Source organism: Roseateles sp. P5_E1 (genome assembly GCF_054049335.1).
Genome location: NZ_JBFUMN010000057.1, coordinates 16,616 through 32,502, shown reverse-complemented (window position 1 = coordinate 32,502; position 15,887 = coordinate 16,616). Strand labels below are relative to the sequence as shown.

The window sequence follows — 15,887 nt, the reverse complement described above, 5'->3', positions numbered from 1 at the left end:
CCGCTTTCGACTTCCCCCGCCACCCGCTGGCCCGCGAGGACGGCGAGCGGCTGCGCGGCTGCTGGGCCACGCCGCCGACGCGCTGGCTGCGGGCGACGCGGCTGGATGAGGTGCGCGGCGTCATCGCCGAGGCCGAAGCCGCGGCACGAGCCGGCGCGTGGGTGCTTGGGGGGCTGCGTTACGAGGCCGCCGCGGCTTTCGACGCCGCACTGAAGACGCACGGCGCCACCGCGCCGCTGGCCGAGTTCGCTGTCTACGAGTCGCCCCCTGAGCCCTGGCCGGAGCTGCCTCCAGCCTACAGCGGCTTCCTGGGCTGGAATGACGCCGAGCCGGACGGCACGGCGGCCATCGAGCGCATCCGCACCTACATCCGTGACGGCGATTGCTACCAGGTCAATCTGACCACCCGGCTGCGCGCGGCGGCCGGCGCGCTGGACGCCGAGCAGCTCTTCCTCGCCCTGCACGCCAGCCAGCCCGGCGGCTTCAGCCTGTTCTTGCGCGAAGCCGGCGCGGCCAGCGTGTCACCCGAACTCTTCTTCGACTGGCGTCCCGTGCCCGGTGCCAAGGCGAGCTGGCTGTTGGCGGCCCAGCCCATGAAGGGCACGGCGCCGCGCGGCCGCGACCGTGTCGACGACGAGGCGGCTCAGGCGCACCTGCGCACCAGCGAGAAGGAGCGCGCCGAGAACCTGATGATCGTGGACCTGCTGCGCAATGACCTCAGCCGCGTCGCTCAGCTCGGCACCGTGCGCGTGCCGCGTCTGTTCGAGCTGCATGCGCTGCCAACGGTCTGGCAGATGACATCCACGGTGACGGCCGTCAGCCGCGGCGGGTTGACGTTGGCCGATGCCTTCGCGGCACTTTTCCCCTGCGGTTCGGTGACCGGCGCGCCCAAGATCCGCGCGATGCAGATCATCCGCGAGCTGGAGCCGACGGCGCGGGGTTGGTACTGCGGCGCGCTGGGCCTGATCCAGCCCGGCGGCGTCGCGACCTTCAATGTGCCCATCCGCACCGTCGAGTTCCACGGCGATGCGTTGACCTGCGGTATCGGCAGTGCCATCACGCTGGACAGCGAACCGGCCGCCGAGATCGCCGAATGGCGGGCCAAGTCGCGCTTCCTGGCGCGCGCCGAGGCGCCCGTCGAGGCGCTGGAGACGCTGCGGCTGGAGGGCGGCGTGGCGGTGCGCGGCGACGCTCACCTGGCCCGCATGCAGCGCACGGCGCGCCACTTCGGCCTGCGCTTCTCGCTGGCCGAGGCGCGGGCCCACCTGAAGGCGGTGGCTGAGGCCCACGCGCAAGGCAGCTGGCGCCTGCGCCTGACCGGCGACGCCGAAGGGCGCCTGCGTCACACGCTGGCCGCCTTCACTCCGATGGCCGAGCCGGTTCTGCTGGTGCTGGCCGATCAGCCCATGCCCACGCTCGGGCCCAGTGCCGAGTTCCTGGCCCACAAGACGACACGCCGCGAGCTGTATGCCGTCGACAAGCCAGCCCAAGCCTTCGACGTCATCCTCTGGAACGAGGCGGGCGAGCTGACCGAATGCAGCTTCGGCAACCTTGCCCTGCGGCTTGACGACCAGTGGCTCACACCGCCGCTGGCCGCCGGGGTGTTGCCCGGCGTGCTGCGTGCTGAGCTGCTGGCCCTGGGCCGTCTCAAGGAAGCACGGCTGACCCGGCAGGATCTGGCCCGTGCCGAGGGCCTGGCCTTCTTCAACAGCCTGCGCGGCTGGCTAGTTGCCGAGTTGACGTAAGGCCCGCATCAGCGCCATCGCGTCCTCGCCCGGCCGCGCTGGCAGCTTGGTGTAGACCGAGCTGTCCGCCGTGCGCGCCATCAGGCCTTGGGTGACGAGATCACGGCGTAGCGTGCAGTAGTCGCCGAAGCAGTGCCAGGCCGTCAGGATCTGGTTGACCTCGCGCTCGCGGTAAGGCCGCTTGGCGTCGAAGCGCATCCACAGGCCCCACAGGGCCATCAACTGCAGCGAGCGCTTGACGGGCAGCCGCTGCAGCCGGCCCTGATCGTCGAACAGGCGCAGCGTGCGGCGAACGATGTCGCTGTGTTCCGCACGGGCAGGGGTGGTGGTCCGCGGCAGGGCCGGCGGACGCGCCTTCAGCATCTGCAGATTGCGATGCCCGGCTGCGCGGGCCAGCATGTTCAGCAGCGTCTGGTGGCCCGGCGTGGCGGGGTGCGCCAGCAACTGCGTGCGCAGGGACTTGGTGAAGGTGGACAAGTCGTCCACGACGAGGGGCAGGGATTCACGGGCCATGATGGCACTCCATGCGCACGCCAACGACGAAAGAGGCTGGGCTTGCCGACTTGCAGCCAGGGCGCACGCGAGGTTCACGTGAACGAAGGCGGTATGCGTGGCAGGTTCAGCTCGCGACGGATGCCGCGCGGCAAGGCCTGGGTGTTCTGCCGACCCGGGCCGCAAGTGTGCCAGAGCCCACACCCGCGCCTCAGGGGTGGATTCCGTGAAAACCCTGATCTGTGCTACAGTCGCAGCTTCGCTCGGTTCCGACCGAGCTTCGTACGTCTCCTCTGACCTCGTTCGGCCCGTAGTTCATACGGCTTCTCGAACACCCCTCGTGGATCGGTCGGCGGCGATGAAGCCGTCGCTTTGACTGTTCCCCCGTGCCGCACCCGACTGCATCCAGCAGCCCGAGCCGCCCGACACGAGCTTTCTCCCAGCGACTTTGACTGCTGAACGGCATGGTCTGTTCAGCGCCCGCGTGTCCGCCCTCACTGATTTTCGGGCGGCATGGACGGGCTTTTGACTGAAAGAACGACATGAGTTTCGATACCCTGGGCCTGAACGAAGTGGTCCTGAAGGCCGTGAAAGATTCCGGCTACGAGAACGCCACCGACGTGCAGACGCTCGCCATTCCCGCTGCCATCGCCAATAAGGACCTGATGGTCTCGGCGCGCACGGGCTCGGGCAAGACCGCTGCCTTCATCCTGCCGGCGCTGGAAAAGATCCTGGCCGCACGTGGTGACGACAGCAAGAAGCGCGAAAAGGGCAAGGTCTATGGCCCCAAGATCCTGGTGCTGGCCCCCACCCGTGAGCTGGCCATGCAAGTTGCCAAGGCCGCACAGACCTACGGCCGCTTCATCCCGGGCCTGAAGGTCGCCACCGTGCTGGGCGGCATGCCCTACCCGCTGCAGATCCGCCAGCTGATGGGCCCGCTGGACATCCTGATCGCGACCCCCGGCCGCCTGATCGACCACATCAACTCCGGCAAATGCGTGCTGGGTAATGTCGAAATGCTGGTGCTGGACGAAGCCGACCGCATGCTGGACATGGGCTTCATCGACGACATCACGATGATCGCCGGCAATACCCCGGCTGAGCGCCAGACCGTGATGTTCAGCGCCACGTTCGCCGGCCACGTCGGCCGCCTCGCGCAGAACCTGCTGAAGGATCCGCAGCGCATCGAGGTCGCCAACCACACCGACACGCACGAGAACATCGAGCAGCGCCTGCACTGGGCCGACAACCCCCACCACAAGGACCAGCTGCTGGAATCCATCCTGGCCCTGCCGGAGATGGAGCAGGCGGTGGTCTTCACCAGCACGCAGCGTGACGCCGACTGGCTGGCCGAGCGCCTGGCCGAGATCGGCCACTCGGTGGCACCGCTGCACGGCGCGATGCCGCAAGGCAAGCGCAACCGCGTGCTGCAGGCTCTGCGCAGCAAGCAAGTGCGCGTGCTGGTGGCCACCGACGTCGCGGCCCGCGGCATCGACGTGCCGACCATCAGCCACGTCATCAACTACGGCCTGCCGATGAAGGCCGAGGACTATGTGCACCGTATCGGCCGCACCGGCCGCGCCGGCCGCCAGGGTCTGGCGATCACGCTGGGCCTGCGCGACGACGTGTCCATGATCCGCCGCATCCAGCAATTCACGACGCAGACGATCCCCGTGCAGCAGATCGCCGGTCTTGAGCCCAAGACGCAAGAGCCGCGCATCTTCCCGCCGCGCCCGGCTGGTTCCTTCGACGACCGCGGCCCACGTGGCCACTTCGGTGGCGGCCGCCCTGGCTTCGGCAACAAGCCTTTCCGTCGTGAAGAGGGCAGCCGCCCCTTCCACGGTGGTGGCAAGCCCTTCAATCACGGTTCTGGCGGCCAGGACCGTGGCTTTGCGCCGCGCGATGACCGTGGCTTCGCCCCGCAAGGCGACAACCGTGGCTTTGCTCCCCGTGAAGATCGCGGTTTTGCGCCGCAGGGTGATAACCGCGGCTTTGCTCCGCGTGAGGATCGTGGTTTCGCACCGCGTGATGATCGCGGCTTCCAGCCCCGTGACGACCGTGGCTTCGCGCCGCGCGGTGAGCGCTCCTTCCAGCCGGCCGGCAAGCCCAGCTTCGGCGCCAAGCCGGCCTTCGGCGACCGCCGCCCGCCGAGCGGCCCGCGCAAGGGTGGCTTCGGCCGCTAATCCCGCGGCGGCATCTGCCGCCCGGCGATGATGGAGGGCCCGCTGTGCGGGCCCTTTTTTTATGACCAGTTCCAGCGACAGACAGACCGGCACCCTCATCCAGTGGGACGACGCCAAGGGCTATGGCTTCATCGCGCCGGATGGCGGCGCGGCCCGCCTCTTTGTCCACATCCAGGCCTTCACTGCCCGCGCCCAGCGGCCGGTGGTGGGTGAGCGATTGAGCTTCCATGCGGGTTCTGACGCCCAGGGCAAGCCGAGGGCGCTGGCCGTGCGGCCTATCAAGGCGCCGCCGCCGCCCGCAGCGCCGCGCGATCGCAGCCGTGTGCTGCTGCTGGTGCCGGCCTTTGCCGGCTTTGTGCTGGCCTGCCATCTCCTCTGGGGCTTGCCGAATTGGCTCTGGGGCATCTATTCCGCCATGAGCATGGCGACCTTCATCGTCTATGCGCTCGACAAGCGGGCCGCCAGGCAGGAGGGAGCTTGGCGCGTGGGCGAGAAGACCCTGCATGGGCTGTCGCTCGCCTGCGGCTGGCCGGGCGCGTTGCTCGCCCAGCAACTGCTGCGCCACAAGAGCGTGAAGCCGGCGTTCCGGCGCATCTACTGGCTGACGGTGATCCTCAACATCGCGGCCTTCGCTGCGATCTTCACGCCGCTACTGAAAAGCTGAGTTCGCCCAGGCCCTCGAAGGCCAGCGTGCCGCGGGCCGCACCCGTCAGCGGATGCAACCCGCCCCAGGCGCCGGTCGTCACGATGGTGCCGGCTGGCAAGGTGGCGCCATGGCGCGTGGCATGGCGCAACCAGGCCGGCAATACGGCGGCCGGATCGGCCAGGGAATGCCCGCCGCGGCGGACGACATCGGGCTGGCTGGCGAGGCTGAGACGCCATTCGAGCTGGCCCCACTGCAACGGGCGATAGGGTTGCCAGGCACCGAGCAGCAGACCGGCATTGGATTGGTGGTCGGCCATGCGCAGCAAGGCAGGCGCGTCCAGCCCTTCCTGCCAGCGCGAGGCGACCAGTTCAACAGCGACGCACATGGATTGCGCCCTCCCATCCGCGTCAATGCGCAGCGCCACCTCGGCCTCGACACCAAGCAGTGACGTTCCGGGGACGGGGTTGACTGGCGAATGGCTGAACGGACCCTGGGCGCTGGCGCCGCCGGACTTCCAGCGGTCGAAGCGCCAGCCCAGCGCCCGGGCGATGCCGTCTTGCACGGCATAGGCATCGGCCTCGTCACGTACGGCGTGGGTCCAGTCGGCGGCACTCAAGCGGCTGCCGTCACGGTGGCAGGCAACCAGGGCATCGATCAGGGCTTGCGTCATGGCTTGAAGTGGAGCAGCGAGTGGCCTTACTTCTTCTTGGCGTAGCCGGGTTGGTCGACTTTGCCGGTGGCCCAGAGAATGCCCTGGGTGACCAGGTCCAGATAGCGGGCGTCAGCGACGGTGGCCGTGGTGTGACCGAGCGAGGTGCTGAACACGCGCGTCTTCTTCGGGCCGAATTCGTTCGTCCAGACGACGACCGTTTCGACGGCCTGTGCTTCTTCGGCCACGCTGCCGTCGGGCTGCCGCCTGCTTTGCTTCACGATCTGCCTGCCCTTCGCGAGCGCTTTGCCATCGAGGATCTGGACGTTGTTGTAGAGCTCCTCATTGACGGTGGTCCAACCGTCGAGCGTCCTCGTGATCGGGTGATCCTTGTCGACGAAGGTGATCGCGATGGGCTCGAGCGGTCCGTGGCCGGTCGATTGCAGGCCGACGTATTCGTACCATTGGGCGTTGTCCGCACCGCGGGCTACCGGCTTGGTGTAGTCGCCAGAGCGAAAGCTGTGCATCGCGCAGTGCAGATTGACGGCGGGCAAGCCATCCAGATGGGGTTTCAGGATGCTTTTGAACGAACTGGGATCGCGCGGGTCGGCTGCGCACTCGTCGTGGATGACCACGTCGTAGCCACGCGCGTAGTCGGGGTTGCCGAAGAGGGGCAGCGGCGGGCTGCCGGTGGTGTTCTCACTGTGCATTTGATCCACGACTATGTTCGCCCGCGCCTCAATGCCCGATTTCAGCAGGTCCTTTTGCGCACCGTAGTCGTGGCAGCAGCCGCCGGTGATGAGCAGGGCACGAATGGGTTTCGGTGCGTCGGCGGCGAAGGCAGGCGGTGCGGCGAGCGCGAGGGCCAGCGCAAGGAAATGATGGGATTTCATGAAGACCTGTGGTGACCAAGCGGCTTCGGCGAATCTAGCACCCTGGGTGCTGCCTGCCATCAGGACCCAACCGCGCGGTCACCCGAACCGGAAGCTCGATGCTGTCACGCCGCCCATGAATTCAGTCTCGTGATAGTGGCAGGCGGCGGTCTCGCCCTCGGCGGCGCCAGCGGCCACCATCAGCGGCAGCAGATGCTCCTCGCGCGGATGGGCCAGGCGGGCAGCGGGTGCCTGGGCCCAGGCCTGCAGGCGCTCAGCACGGCCGGCCGGAGAGGGCAGGGTGGACTGCAGCCAGGCATCAAAGGCGGCGGACGGCTCACGGCCGGCCGAGCCGTAGAGGCGCAGGTTGTGGAAGCTGAAGCCGCTGCCGAGGATGAGCACGCCTTCGTTGCGCAGCGGCGCCAGGGCGCGGCCCAGCGCGATGTGTTCAACCGGGTTCAGGCCGCGCTTGAGCGACAGCTGCACGACGGGCACGTCGGCGTCGGGGTACATCGGTACCAACGTGCAGAAGGCGCCGTGGTCGAAGCCGCGTTGGGCGTCGCGGGCGGCGGGCAGGCCGGCGGCCTGGATCAGTGCGACAACACGCTCGGCCAGCGCCGGATCGCCCGGTGCCGGGTAGACCACCTCGTAGGTGTGGGCCGGGAAGCCGCCGTAGTCGTAGAGCATGCCGGGCGCGGGCGAGGTCATCACCGTGAAGGCGGCCTCTTCCCAATGGGCCGAGATCATCAGGATGGCTTTCGGCTTGGCCGGCAATGTGCCCGGTAGGGCTTGCAGCGAGGTCTCAAGCCTGGCGTGGGCGCGACGGTAGTCGCCGTCCATGAACGGCCAGGGGCCGCCGCCGTGGGAGAGGAAGAAACTGGGCAGGCGAGGGGTTTGCATGCCCATAAGACTAGGCCCGCTTGCGCGGGCCTGGGTTCAGTCGGCTTGATGCCGGCGTTCGCAAAAGCCGAACGTCAGCCGCGGCGACGGCGGGAGGCTGCGAGGGCCGCCACGCCGGCCAGGCTCAGCAGCGCCAGGTTGGCCGGCTCGGGCAGACGGCCTGGATCGGTGGTGATGGAGGTGTCGTTGGCCAGCCGCCAGTTCAGGATGTCGTGGTTCTGGTAGCCCGAGCCGGTCGCGGCAGTGAAGCCGACGAAAGCGTCGTTGGTGCCCAGGGCCGAGCCGATGTCGATATTGAAATCGGTGATGAGCTGTCCGCCGGCGACTGTCGACTGTCAAACCCCTCGACACCCCCTAATTTGGCGGCTTCAGGGCCCGTCGATAATCCGCGCCCCATGTTGACGACACCCCAGGACACCGACGACACCGCGCGCCCCGATCGCGTGGAGGACTACTTCCGCGACGGCACCGCGCCGGCGGATGCGCTGCTGTGGTGGCAGCTCGAACGCCAGGACGCCTTGCAGGTCGCGCTGCGGGCGCTGTTCCAGGGCCCGGCGGGCGTCACGCGGCTGCGGCTGTGGGTGTTCTTCGAGCTGCTGGCTTTGCGCGAGTCGCGCCTGACCCGCGAGGCCTTGAACCAGGCCTTCCACGTGCTGCGCGACGAGGTGCTGGACAGCGTGCTCAAGCGCCTGCGCGAGGCCGACCTGCTGGCCTGGGACGCGACGGGGCAGACCTACGCCGTCATGCCGCTGGCCCAACAGCTCGTCGGCCTGCTGCAGCCGCTGACCGCCGACGCCACCGACCAGGACGCCGACCTTGCCTCGCTGCTGGCCGGCGTGGCCGGGGCCCACCAGCTCGGCTTGCTGCAGCCGGCCCAGTTGCAGCATTTATTGGCCCAGCTCTCGCGGCTGAAGGACGAGTTTGCTGATGCCATGGCCAGCGGCAGCGAGTTCCAGCTGCGTCGTGCCCGCCAGCGCTTCGAGCGCGCGCTGACGCTGGTGGACAAGGCCGGCGATGCGCTCAAGGCCATCATCGAACAGGCCTAGACCCACGGTGACGCGCGCCTGGAACGTCTGGCGCGCGAGCTTGGCGGAGCGCAGGCCAGCCTGCTGGCGATGGCCAGCCAGTTCAACCGCGCGCTGCAGCAGGCCGACCGCCAACGCGTGACGCTCGGCTCAACCGGCGTCACCACCACCGACGTGCGCCGCTGGCTGCAGGCCGTGCCGCAGCTGGACGCGCTGGCGGCCGGCTTGCTGTCCGTCGGCCTGCACCCGGTGATGGTGGCGGCGCAGGAGCTGGTGGACGGCGCCGAGGCCGAGTTCGAACGCGACCGCCCCGTAGCCGCCGCGCCCGAGGGGCTGCCCGCGGCCGTCACCGCACCACCCGGCGAGCTGGCCGTGATGAGCCTGCCACCCGAGATGGGCCTGATGCAACTGCTGTTGAACGGCTGGACCGCGGCCGGCCTGACCGAGCAGCCCGTGGCGCCCGCGGTGCTGGGTGGCAGCTACGCCCGCGCCGCCTATCGCGCGCAACTGCTGCCGCTGCTCGGCGACGAGCAGGCCCGCCATCTGCAGGGCGCCACCGGCGACATGGCCCGCCAACCCTGGCGCGTGCGCTGGGCGGCGGAGCAGGGCGAGGTGACGGATGAATTCGTGCGCTGGATGAGCCAGGGCGCGTTGATCAAAGAATCTCCATGACGACCTCTCTTGATGACGCAGCAGCCCTTGCGGCCCAGCTGCTTGCCCGCCGCTGGCTGCCGCGCACCCACCCACTGGTCAAGCGCGCGCTGATCGACGCTGAACTCTGGACGGCCGTGACCGAGCGCCTGACCTGCGTGGGCCTGCGGCTGGTGGACAACGTCTACGCCGACCACGTCACGGTTGCGCTGCTGCGCCCGGCCGAAAGCGCCGTGTTCGGCGAGACGGGCCTGGCCGCCAACAACAACCTGGAGCTGCCACGCGATGGTGTGTCGCTGCTCATCGTGCTGTGGAGCCTGATCGTGTTGCCCAAGCGACAGCGCCAGCTCGCGCGCAGCGAAGAGGTTGGCGAGAACCAGGGCGAGATGTTCGCCGCCGCCAAGCCCCTGCCCACGGCCGCCAGCGTGTCGCCGGTGCTGAGCTATCGCAGCCTGTTGTCGGATTTCGGCGACCAGCTTGGCAAGAAGACCCGACTGGACACCAACCTCAAGCTGCTGGAACGCCACGGCTTCGTTACCCGCAAGGGCGAAGACATCGCCGAGGGCCCGCTGTTGGACCTGCTGCTGGACTACGACACGCTGGCGCCACGCATCCTCGACGGCGCGTTGGCCGACGTGCTGGCCCGCACCACCGACCCCTTCGCCGCGCCGGCCCTGGCCGAGGCACGTGCCGCTAGAAGTGAAGACTGATGTTCCACCTCCAATCGCTTGAACTGCTGCACTGGGACTACTGCCAGCGCGTGAGCCTGCCACTGGACGGCGCCATCATCACCATCGCCGGCCCCAACGGCTCGGGCAAGACGACGCTGCTGGACGCGCTGCGCACGCTGTTGGGTCTGGAATGCTCGGGCGGGCGCACCTACAAGACCTACGCCCGCCATGCCAACGCCGAGACCGCCTGGCTGCGCGCCGTGGTGGACAACCGCCCGCGTGGCCGGCAGAACAGCAGCCGGCCCTTCGCGTCATCGCTGCTTTACGCCGACCAGGTGACGCTGGCCTGCCGCATCGAGCGCCAGGGTGGCGACTGGGTGCGGCGCTACCTGATCAACGACGGCGTGCATGAGATTGAGCAGCTCGCCACCCGCAGCGAGCGCGACTGGCTGGGCGTGGAGGCCTGGCGCAAGCGCCTTGAGGCGGCCGGCCTCACCCGCGCCATCGGCCGCGTGCTGGCGCTGGAGCAGGGGCAGACCGACCGCCTCTGCGAGCTGAGCCCGAAGGAGCTGCTGCGCCTGGTGTTCGAAGTCTTTGGCGACCAGGAGGTGCTGGACCGCTACGAGCTGGCGCGCAGCCACCAGCTGCAGCTCACGCAGGAAGTGGACAAGGCCGCGCAGGAGCTGGCTCACACCCAGGCCCAGCTCAGCGACCTGGCCAACCGCGTCAGCAGCTACAGGCTGCGCGAGGCCAAGATCAAGGAGCGCGAACGCCTGGCCACCGAGGTGCTGCCCGTGATGAAGTGGCGCGAGGCGCGCGACAAGACCGCGGTGGACACGCGCGAGCTGCATCGCCAGCGCCTGTTCGCCGCCGCTGATGCGCGTGAGCTGTCCATGCAGCGCGCCGCGTTGCTTGGCCTGTTCGCCGCCCAGGAGGCTGCCAAGGCGCGCCTCACCACGCTGGAGGCGGAGCGCCGCGAGGCCCGCGCCGCCTTCGACACCGCCCGCGACGCCGAGCGCCCGGTGGAAGCGCTGGCCAAGCGCGAGGACGAGTTGCGCACCCTGGCCGACGTCGAGTCCGACGCCGCCGCGCTGGCCGCCCGCACCCAGGCCCTGGCGGCCGAGCAGGCCCGGTTGCGCGGCGACTACACCCGCATCAGCGACAAGGCCGACCGCGCCCAGGCGCAGCTGGCCGAGCTGGCCGGCAAGAAGCTACCGCCCGCGCCATCCGAGGTGGCGCCGATGAAGCGCGCACTGGATGAGGCCGGCATCGCCCACCATTTCGTGGCCGACAGCATCGACATCGCCGACGAGGCTTGGCGCGCGGCGGCCGAGGGCCTGCTGCGGCCATCGCGCTGGGTCGTGGTGCTGAAAGCTAGAAGCGACGAAGGTCGCGCCTTCGACATCGCGGCCAAGCAGCGTTACCGGCATTACGTCGTGTCCGACACGGCAACTGCCGGCACTGCGCCAGCCGGCAGCGTGCTCGCCACGCTCAAGGTCACTGCGCCACTGCCGACCTGGCTGCTGCGCCAGCTGGGTGGCATCCGCTGCGTGGCGTCGACCGAAGAAGGCTCGAAGGTCGGCGGCGAATGGATCACCACCGACGCCTACTACCGCGACGGCCGCGGCGGGCGCAGCGTGTTCGTCGAGCCGCGGGAGCACCAGTTCGGTGCCAACGCCATCGCTTCGCGCCGCACCTCGCTGGAGGCCGAGGTCATCCGCCTGGACGGCGAGCTGACCCGCATCGCCAAGGCCCAGGGCGAGACCGAGCGCCAGCTCAAGGACGCCCAGCGCGCCGCACAAGGCCACAAGGCCGCGCAGGAGCTGAGCGAGCGTGCGCAGGAATTTGCCGAAGCCCGCGCCCGCCTGCCGGCGTTGAAGCAGGCCCGTGCCGAGGCCTCCACCCGCATGACCACGCTGGACGGTGAGCACGACCGCGTGTTGGTGGCCGCCAACGACAACTCGCGCGCCTACGACGCCGCCCAGGCTCGCCTGGCCGCCGGTGAGAAGGCGGCCGCCGAGCGCACCCGCGACCACGCTGATCGGCGCAATGCGCTGCGTGCGGCCTCGGCCGAGTCGCGCGCGCAGCGCGGGCGCTTCCCGCCGGGCTGGATCGCACCGGCCGCGCTGGCCGTGCTGCGCGAGGAGTTCGAGAACGCGCGCCAGGCCGAGATCCGGCAGCGCAAGGTCGACGAGGAGTTCGAGGCCAACAAGGGCACCTGGGAGACCGACGCCACCGTCATCGACCGCTATGCCCGCATGACCGCCCAGGTACACGAGCAGGAGGCGCAGCTCAGCGACCGCCGCGCCAGCAACGAGATGGCCCGCATCGCCGCCTTCAATGCCCGCGAGCGCTACATCGACGTGCTGCGCGCCACGGTGCGGCGCTACAAGAAGAACGTGGCCGAGCTGGGTGAGCTGGCCGGCGTGGCCGCCGAGGCCCAGGTGCCGCACCTGGACAACGACGACACCGTGCTGGCCCAGGCCGGCCTGCACGTGAAGTTCAACTTCGACGGCAAGGGCGAGGTCGGCCTGAACGACGGCGAAGCCTCGGGCGGCCAGCAGGTGCTCAAGAGCCTGATCCTGCTCGTGGGCCTGATGAAAGACGACGAGACCGCCGGCGGCTTCGTCTTCATCGACGAGCCCTTCGCCCATCTGGACGTGCGCAACATCCAGCTCGTCGGCCACTTCCTGCGCAGCACGCGCGCGCAGTACCTGCTGACGACGCCGATCACGCACAACGTCGAGGTCTTCGAGCCCAGCGAGATCACGCTGGTGACCAGCAAGAAGCCGCGCGGTGAGCGCTGGGCGCCGCCGATCGCGGTGCTGGCGCGGCGGCCGGAGAAGAGTGAGTACGCGTGAGCTGAGCGCGGACCGGCAGCGCCGTCACCGTGCGGCGGCTGCGCCGGTCTGGCCGCCAGTCCTGCCCGCGCTGGACGTGGACGAGCGCGAGCTGCTGGCCGACTGGCTGCGCGGCAGCGCCGACAGCCGGCCCTGGCCCAGCCTGCTGGATGCGGCGGGCGCCGCGCGCATCGAGCTGGCAGACCGCCTGGCCGACAAGGCCCTGGCGGCCGGCCTGCTGACGTTGAAGGAGAAGTTCGAGCGCGGCCGCTGGCTGCGCGCCGGTGTGGCCTGGGTCGAGCTGGAGGCGCTGCAGACGGCACTGGGCCTGCCCACCCGCAGCCAGCGCGACGCGCAGCGCCAGGTCCTGGCCGACCAGCTCGACGCCTTGATGGCCGACCCGCTGGTGGGCGAGGCGGCGCAAGACCTGGCCGAGTCGCGCATGGCGCTCAAGCCCGCTCAGGCCCGAGCGGCGTTGCTGCGGGCACTCGTCATCTGGGTCGCGGCCGGCCAGCAGGGGCTGCGGCGTGACTTCGCGCTGCACCTGGGCCATACGAAGGCCGTGGCCGACGGCGAGTGGGCCTGGCTGGAGCGGCACTTCGACCTGCCGGCCCTGGGCATCGGCCCGTTCGCGCCGACGCTGACGCTGGCAGGCGCCGCCTCCCTCGTCTGGCCCGAAGAGCGCCGGGTCGACCTGGCCGCGCTGCCCTTCGTGACGCTGCCCGGCGAAGCGTTGGAGCGGCTGCTAGCGATCGAGCCGACGCCCGAGCGCTGGTGGCTGATCGAAAACCGCGCCAGCTTCGAGAAGCAGGCCGCGCGGCTGGCACCCGGCACGCTGCTGGTCTGGATCGCCGGCCGACCGACGCGGGCCTGGACAGCCGCGCTGGCCCGCCTGCTCACACTGGCTCCGGCGCCCGCCGCCATCAGCGCCGACGCCGACCCCGCCGGCATCGAGATCGTGCTCGCTGCGTCGCAGCCTTGGGTCGACATCAACCTGCCTTGGCAGCCCGAAGCGATGGAAGTCATGCGGCTCTCCCACCCGCGCGCGCAAGCGCTGGGCACTTACGACCGGACTACGCTGGCCCGGCTGGAGAGGGCGAAGCTGCCCGCGGCGCTGGCGGCGCTGCGCGATGCGATGCAGACCCGCGGACTCAAGGCCGAGCAGGAGGGCTGGCTATGAACGAGGCCTGGGACTATCCGTCGCCGTTCACGCTGTTGCGCTCGCCCGCCGCGGCGGACATTGACGGGCTGGACCACACCAACAACGCCGTCTATGTGCAATGGTGCGAGCAGGCCGGCTGGGCGCATTCCGAGGCGCTCGGCCTGTCGCTTGACGACTACCGCCGCCAGGACCGCGCCATGGCCATTCGCGAAGGCCACTACGACTACCTGCTGCCTTCATTCGAGGGCGAGGCCCTGGTGCTCGGCACATGGCTGACCGACAGCGACGGCAAGCTGACGATGGAGCGCCGCTTCCAACTGCGCCGCGCGAGTGACGGCGTCACGCTGGTGCGCGGCCGGTGGTTGCTGGTGTGCATCGAGATCAGCAGCGGCAAGCCGCGGCGCATGCCGCCCGAGTTCCTGAGCGCCTACGAAACGGTGGTGGTGCCCAAGCCTGAGTGATATACGTTTCGTATACGAAGCGTATATAGTCGCGGCATGGGAATCGTCAAAATCTCCGATCCGATGCACGAGAGCCTGCGCGTTGCGAGCCAGGCCTTGTCGCGTTCCATCAATGCCCAGGCCGAGCACTGGATGCGCATCGGCATGCTGGCCGAACTGCACCCGCAGCTGAGCCACAGCGAGATCTGCCAGCTGCTGATCCGCGCCGAGCAGGAGGGCGGGCTGGACCTGGCGCGCCTGGCCGGCTGGGCTCAGTCACCCAAGGCCAAGGGGGCCCGGGCATGAAGAGCCTGAAGCTGCGAACATCCGCCGAGGTCGCCAAGGCTCGCGAGGCCGGGCACCTCATCGCCGAGGTGCTGGCCATGCTCAAGCCCCATGTCGTGCCCGGTGTGACGACCGAGGCGCTGGACGACATCTGCCACGACTACATCGTCAACACGCTGAAGTGCATCCCGTCCAACGTCGGCTATCACGGCTACCCAAAGACAGCCTGCATCTCGCCGAATCACGTCGTCTGCCACGGCATTCCGTCCAAGGACAAACGGCTGAAGAAGGGCGACATCGTCAATGTGGACGTGACGCTGACCAAGGACGGCTGGTTCGGCGACAGCAGCCGCATGTTCATCGTTGGCGAGGCCAATGTGCTGGCACGCCGGCTAGTCAACACGACCTATGAGGCGCTGCGCGCCGGCATCCGCCAGGTGCGCCCGGGTGCGACGTTAGGCGATGTGGGCCATGCCATCCAGACGGTCGCGCACGCGGCCGGTTTCAGCGTCGTGCGCGAGTACGGCGGCCACGGCATCGGCGACGTCTATCACGACGACCCGCACGTCAATCACTTTGGCCGCCCGGGCGAAGGCCTGAAGCTGCAGGAGGGCATGATCTTCACGATCGAGCCCATGATCAACGCGGGCGCCGCCGGCATCCGCGAGCTGAACGACGGCTGGACGGTGGTGACGCGCGACCACTCGCTGTCGGCCCAGTGGGAGCACATGGTCACCGTGACGGCCAACGGCTTCGAGATCCTGACGCCGTGGCCTGACGGCCTCGGAGACTATCCGGCCATCGAGTAGGCCTTGGCCTACGGGGCGATGCAGGCCGCTCCGGCAGTGGGTGAATGCACTGGGTCGCACAGTGAATGCGTCGTCGCCTCGGGAGCCGTCATGACCGAATCCTTCACGCAATTTCTGCACGCGAGAGAAGTCGCCTCGCTCGACTACGTGCGCGGGCAGCCGGACGCCTTCCTGGCGCTGGCTGCCGCGCACGGCAAGGCGAGCTTCTTTCCCCCCGGCGGTGGCCATGTGCGCGGCGCGGTGGCCGTGAAGGAGCGCCAGGCCAAGGATGCGGAGGCCTTCGACGAGGGCACGCAAAGCAGCCGCTTCGAGATCTTCCACAGCGCGGCCGACCACGAGGTTGGCTACTGGACCGGCCTGCAGCACGCCAGGGTGCAGATAAAAGGCAAGGACGAGTTGCTGTCGATGACGCTGCGCGTCACCGAGGTGTTCCGTCGCGAAGACGGCGAATGGAAGATCGTCCACCGTCACGCCGACATGCTGGCCGAACCTCAGGAGAAGGCCGAGCACTGAGCAT

Annotated in this window: 17 protein-coding genes; 12 read left to right on the top strand and 5 right to left on the bottom strand. The window is 69.2% G+C overall.

Features of this window, described 5'->3' with window-relative positions:
* A partial coding sequence (locus ACXJKJ_RS25845) for a bifunctional chorismate-binding protein/class IV aminotransferase (RefSeq protein ID WP_457393583.1) occupies positions 1–1,745 on the top strand: 1,745 nt, incomplete at its 5' end.
* On the opposite strand, the gene ACXJKJ_RS25840 is transcribed toward ACXJKJ_RS25845, so the two are convergent.
* Complete coding sequence (locus ACXJKJ_RS25840; protein ID WP_457322141.1) at positions 1,725–2,258, bottom strand: DUF2087 domain-containing protein; 534 nt, start codon at positions 2,256–2,258, stop codon at positions 1,725–1,727. The genes ACXJKJ_RS25845 and ACXJKJ_RS25840 overlap by 21 nt on opposite strands.
* Positions 2,259–2,779: 521 nt before the next feature.
* Here ACXJKJ_RS25840 and ACXJKJ_RS25835 point away from each other — a divergent pair.
* Positions 2,780–4,420: a DEAD/DEAH box helicase gene (locus ACXJKJ_RS25835; protein ID WP_056197662.1), complete on the top strand. Its 1,641-nt coding sequence runs from the start codon at positions 2,780–2,782 to the stop codon at positions 4,418–4,420.
* A 61-nt stretch (positions 4,421–4,481) separates the two neighbouring features.
* Complete coding sequence (locus ACXJKJ_RS25830; protein WP_457393581.1) at positions 4,482–5,084, top strand: DUF1294 domain-containing protein; 603 nt, start codon at positions 4,482–4,484, stop codon at positions 5,082–5,084.
* On the opposite strand, the gene ACXJKJ_RS25825 is transcribed toward ACXJKJ_RS25830, so the two are convergent.
* From ACXJKJ_RS25825 to ACXJKJ_RS25810, 4 genes are all read right to left on the bottom strand, one after another.
* Positions 5,062–5,736, bottom strand: coding sequence for a 2-keto-4-pentenoate hydratase (locus ACXJKJ_RS25825; RefSeq protein ID WP_457393579.1), 675 nt, complete (start codon positions 5,734–5,736; stop codon positions 5,062–5,064). The two genes, ACXJKJ_RS25830 and ACXJKJ_RS25825, sit on opposite strands and share 23 nt — an antisense overlap.
* 26 nt (positions 5,737–5,762) lie before the next feature.
* On the bottom strand, positions 5,763–6,608 hold the full coding sequence (locus ACXJKJ_RS25820; RefSeq protein WP_457393577.1) for a ThuA domain-containing protein: 846 nt from the start codon (positions 6,606–6,608) through the stop codon (positions 5,763–5,765).
* Positions 6,609–6,686: 78 nt separating this feature from the next.
* Positions 6,687–7,487, bottom strand: a complete 801-nt coding sequence (locus tag ACXJKJ_RS25815) for a DODA-type extradiol aromatic ring-opening family dioxygenase (protein WP_457393575.1) — start codon at positions 7,485–7,487, stop codon at positions 6,687–6,689.
* 74 nt (positions 7,488–7,561) lie between these two features.
* Positions 7,562–7,642, bottom strand: coding sequence for a PEP-CTERM sorting domain-containing protein (locus ACXJKJ_RS25810; RefSeq protein WP_457393587.1), 81 nt, complete (start codon positions 7,640–7,642; stop codon positions 7,562–7,564).
* A 240-nt stretch (positions 7,643–7,882) separates the two neighbouring features.
* Between ACXJKJ_RS25810 and ACXJKJ_RS25805 the strand changes: the two genes are divergently transcribed.
* From ACXJKJ_RS25805 to ACXJKJ_RS25765, 9 genes are all read left to right on the top strand, one after another.
* On the top strand, positions 7,883–8,533 hold the full coding sequence (locus ACXJKJ_RS25805; protein ID WP_457393573.1) for a hypothetical protein: 651 nt from the start codon (positions 7,883–7,885) through the stop codon (positions 8,531–8,533).
* Positions 8,534–8,602: 69 nt separating this feature from the next.
* Positions 8,603–9,184, top strand: a complete 582-nt coding sequence (locus ACXJKJ_RS25800; protein ID WP_457393571.1) for a hypothetical protein — start codon at positions 8,603–8,605, stop codon at positions 9,182–9,184.
* Positions 9,181–9,873: a hypothetical protein gene (locus tag ACXJKJ_RS25795; protein ID WP_457393569.1), complete on the top strand. Its 693-nt coding sequence runs from the start codon at positions 9,181–9,183 to the stop codon at positions 9,871–9,873. The genes ACXJKJ_RS25800 and ACXJKJ_RS25795 overlap by 4 nt, the downstream gene beginning before the upstream one ends.
* On the top strand, positions 9,873–12,695 hold the full coding sequence (locus ACXJKJ_RS25790; protein WP_457393567.1) for an ATP-binding protein: 2,823 nt from the start codon (positions 9,873–9,875) through the stop codon (positions 12,693–12,695). The genes ACXJKJ_RS25795 and ACXJKJ_RS25790 overlap by 1 nt, the downstream gene beginning before the upstream one ends.
* Positions 12,682–13,854 (top strand): DUF2399 domain-containing protein, encoded by a 1,173-nt coding sequence (locus ACXJKJ_RS25785; protein ID WP_457393565.1) that lies wholly within the window; start codon positions 12,682–12,684, stop codon positions 13,852–13,854. The genes ACXJKJ_RS25790 and ACXJKJ_RS25785 overlap by 14 nt, the downstream gene beginning before the upstream one ends.
* The gene (locus tag ACXJKJ_RS25780) at positions 13,851–14,297 is read left to right on the top strand and encodes an acyl-CoA thioesterase (protein WP_457393563.1); all 447 of its coding nucleotides are present in this window, start codon (positions 13,851–13,853) and stop codon (positions 14,295–14,297) included. Before ACXJKJ_RS25785 ends, ACXJKJ_RS25780 begins: the two co-directional genes overlap by 4 nt.
* A gap of 36 nt (positions 14,298–14,333) precedes the next feature.
* Positions 14,334–14,582 (top strand): ParD-like family protein, encoded by a 249-nt coding sequence (locus tag ACXJKJ_RS25775; RefSeq protein WP_457393561.1) that lies wholly within the window; start codon positions 14,334–14,336, stop codon positions 14,580–14,582.
* Positions 14,579–15,370 carry a type I methionyl aminopeptidase gene (map, locus tag ACXJKJ_RS25770; protein WP_457393559.1) on the top strand — a complete coding sequence of 264 codons (792 nt, stop codon included), beginning with the start codon at positions 14,579–14,581 and terminating at the stop codon, positions 15,368–15,370. The genes ACXJKJ_RS25775 and map overlap by 4 nt, the downstream gene beginning before the upstream one ends.
* 90 nt (positions 15,371–15,460) lie before the next feature.
* Positions 15,461–15,883: a YybH family protein gene (locus ACXJKJ_RS25765; protein WP_056197640.1), complete on the top strand. Its 423-nt coding sequence runs from the start codon at positions 15,461–15,463 to the stop codon at positions 15,881–15,883.
* Positions 15,884–15,887: the final 4 nt, after the last annotated feature.

Excerpts from the sequence above, each read along its gene's own strand:
- ACXJKJ_RS25840 (WP_457322141.1), bottom strand. The coding sequence starts at position 2,258 with ATGGCCCGTGAATCCCTGCCCCTCGTCGTGGACGACTTGTCCACCTTC.
- ACXJKJ_RS25835 (WP_056197662.1), top strand. The coding sequence starts at position 2,780 with ATGAGTTTCGATACCCTGGGCCTGAACGAAGTGGTCCTGAAGGCCGTG.
- ACXJKJ_RS25830 (WP_457393581.1), top strand. The coding sequence starts at position 4,482 with ATGACCAGTTCCAGCGACAGACAGACCGGCACCCTCATCCAGTGGGAC.
- ACXJKJ_RS25825 (WP_457393579.1), bottom strand. The coding sequence starts at position 5,736 with ATGACGCAAGCCCTGATCGATGCCCTGGTTGCCTGCCACCGTGACGGC.
- ACXJKJ_RS25820 (WP_457393577.1), bottom strand. The coding sequence starts at position 6,608 with ATGAAATCCCATCATTTCCTTGCGCTGGCCCTCGCGCTCGCCGCACCG.
- ACXJKJ_RS25815 (WP_457393575.1), bottom strand. The coding sequence starts at position 7,487 with ATGCAAACCCCTCGCCTGCCCAGTTTCTTCCTCTCCCACGGCGGCGGC.
- ACXJKJ_RS25805 (WP_457393573.1), top strand. The coding sequence starts at position 7,883 with ATGTTGACGACACCCCAGGACACCGACGACACCGCGCGCCCCGATCGC.
- ACXJKJ_RS25800 (WP_457393571.1), top strand. The coding sequence starts at position 8,603 with ATGGCCAGCCAGTTCAACCGCGCGCTGCAGCAGGCCGACCGCCAACGC.
- ACXJKJ_RS25795 (WP_457393569.1), top strand. The coding sequence starts at position 9,181 with ATGACGACCTCTCTTGATGACGCAGCAGCCCTTGCGGCCCAGCTGCTT.
- ACXJKJ_RS25790 (WP_457393567.1), top strand. The coding sequence starts at position 9,873 with ATGTTCCACCTCCAATCGCTTGAACTGCTGCACTGGGACTACTGCCAG.
- ACXJKJ_RS25780 (WP_457393563.1), top strand. The coding sequence starts at position 13,851 with ATGAACGAGGCCTGGGACTATCCGTCGCCGTTCACGCTGTTGCGCTCG.
- ACXJKJ_RS25775 (WP_457393561.1), top strand. The coding sequence starts at position 14,334 with ATGGGAATCGTCAAAATCTCCGATCCGATGCACGAGAGCCTGCGCGTT.
- map (WP_457393559.1), top strand. The coding sequence starts at position 14,579 with ATGAAGAGCCTGAAGCTGCGAACATCCGCCGAGGTCGCCAAGGCTCGC.
- ACXJKJ_RS25765 (WP_056197640.1), top strand. The coding sequence starts at position 15,461 with ATGACCGAATCCTTCACGCAATTTCTGCACGCGAGAGAAGTCGCCTCG.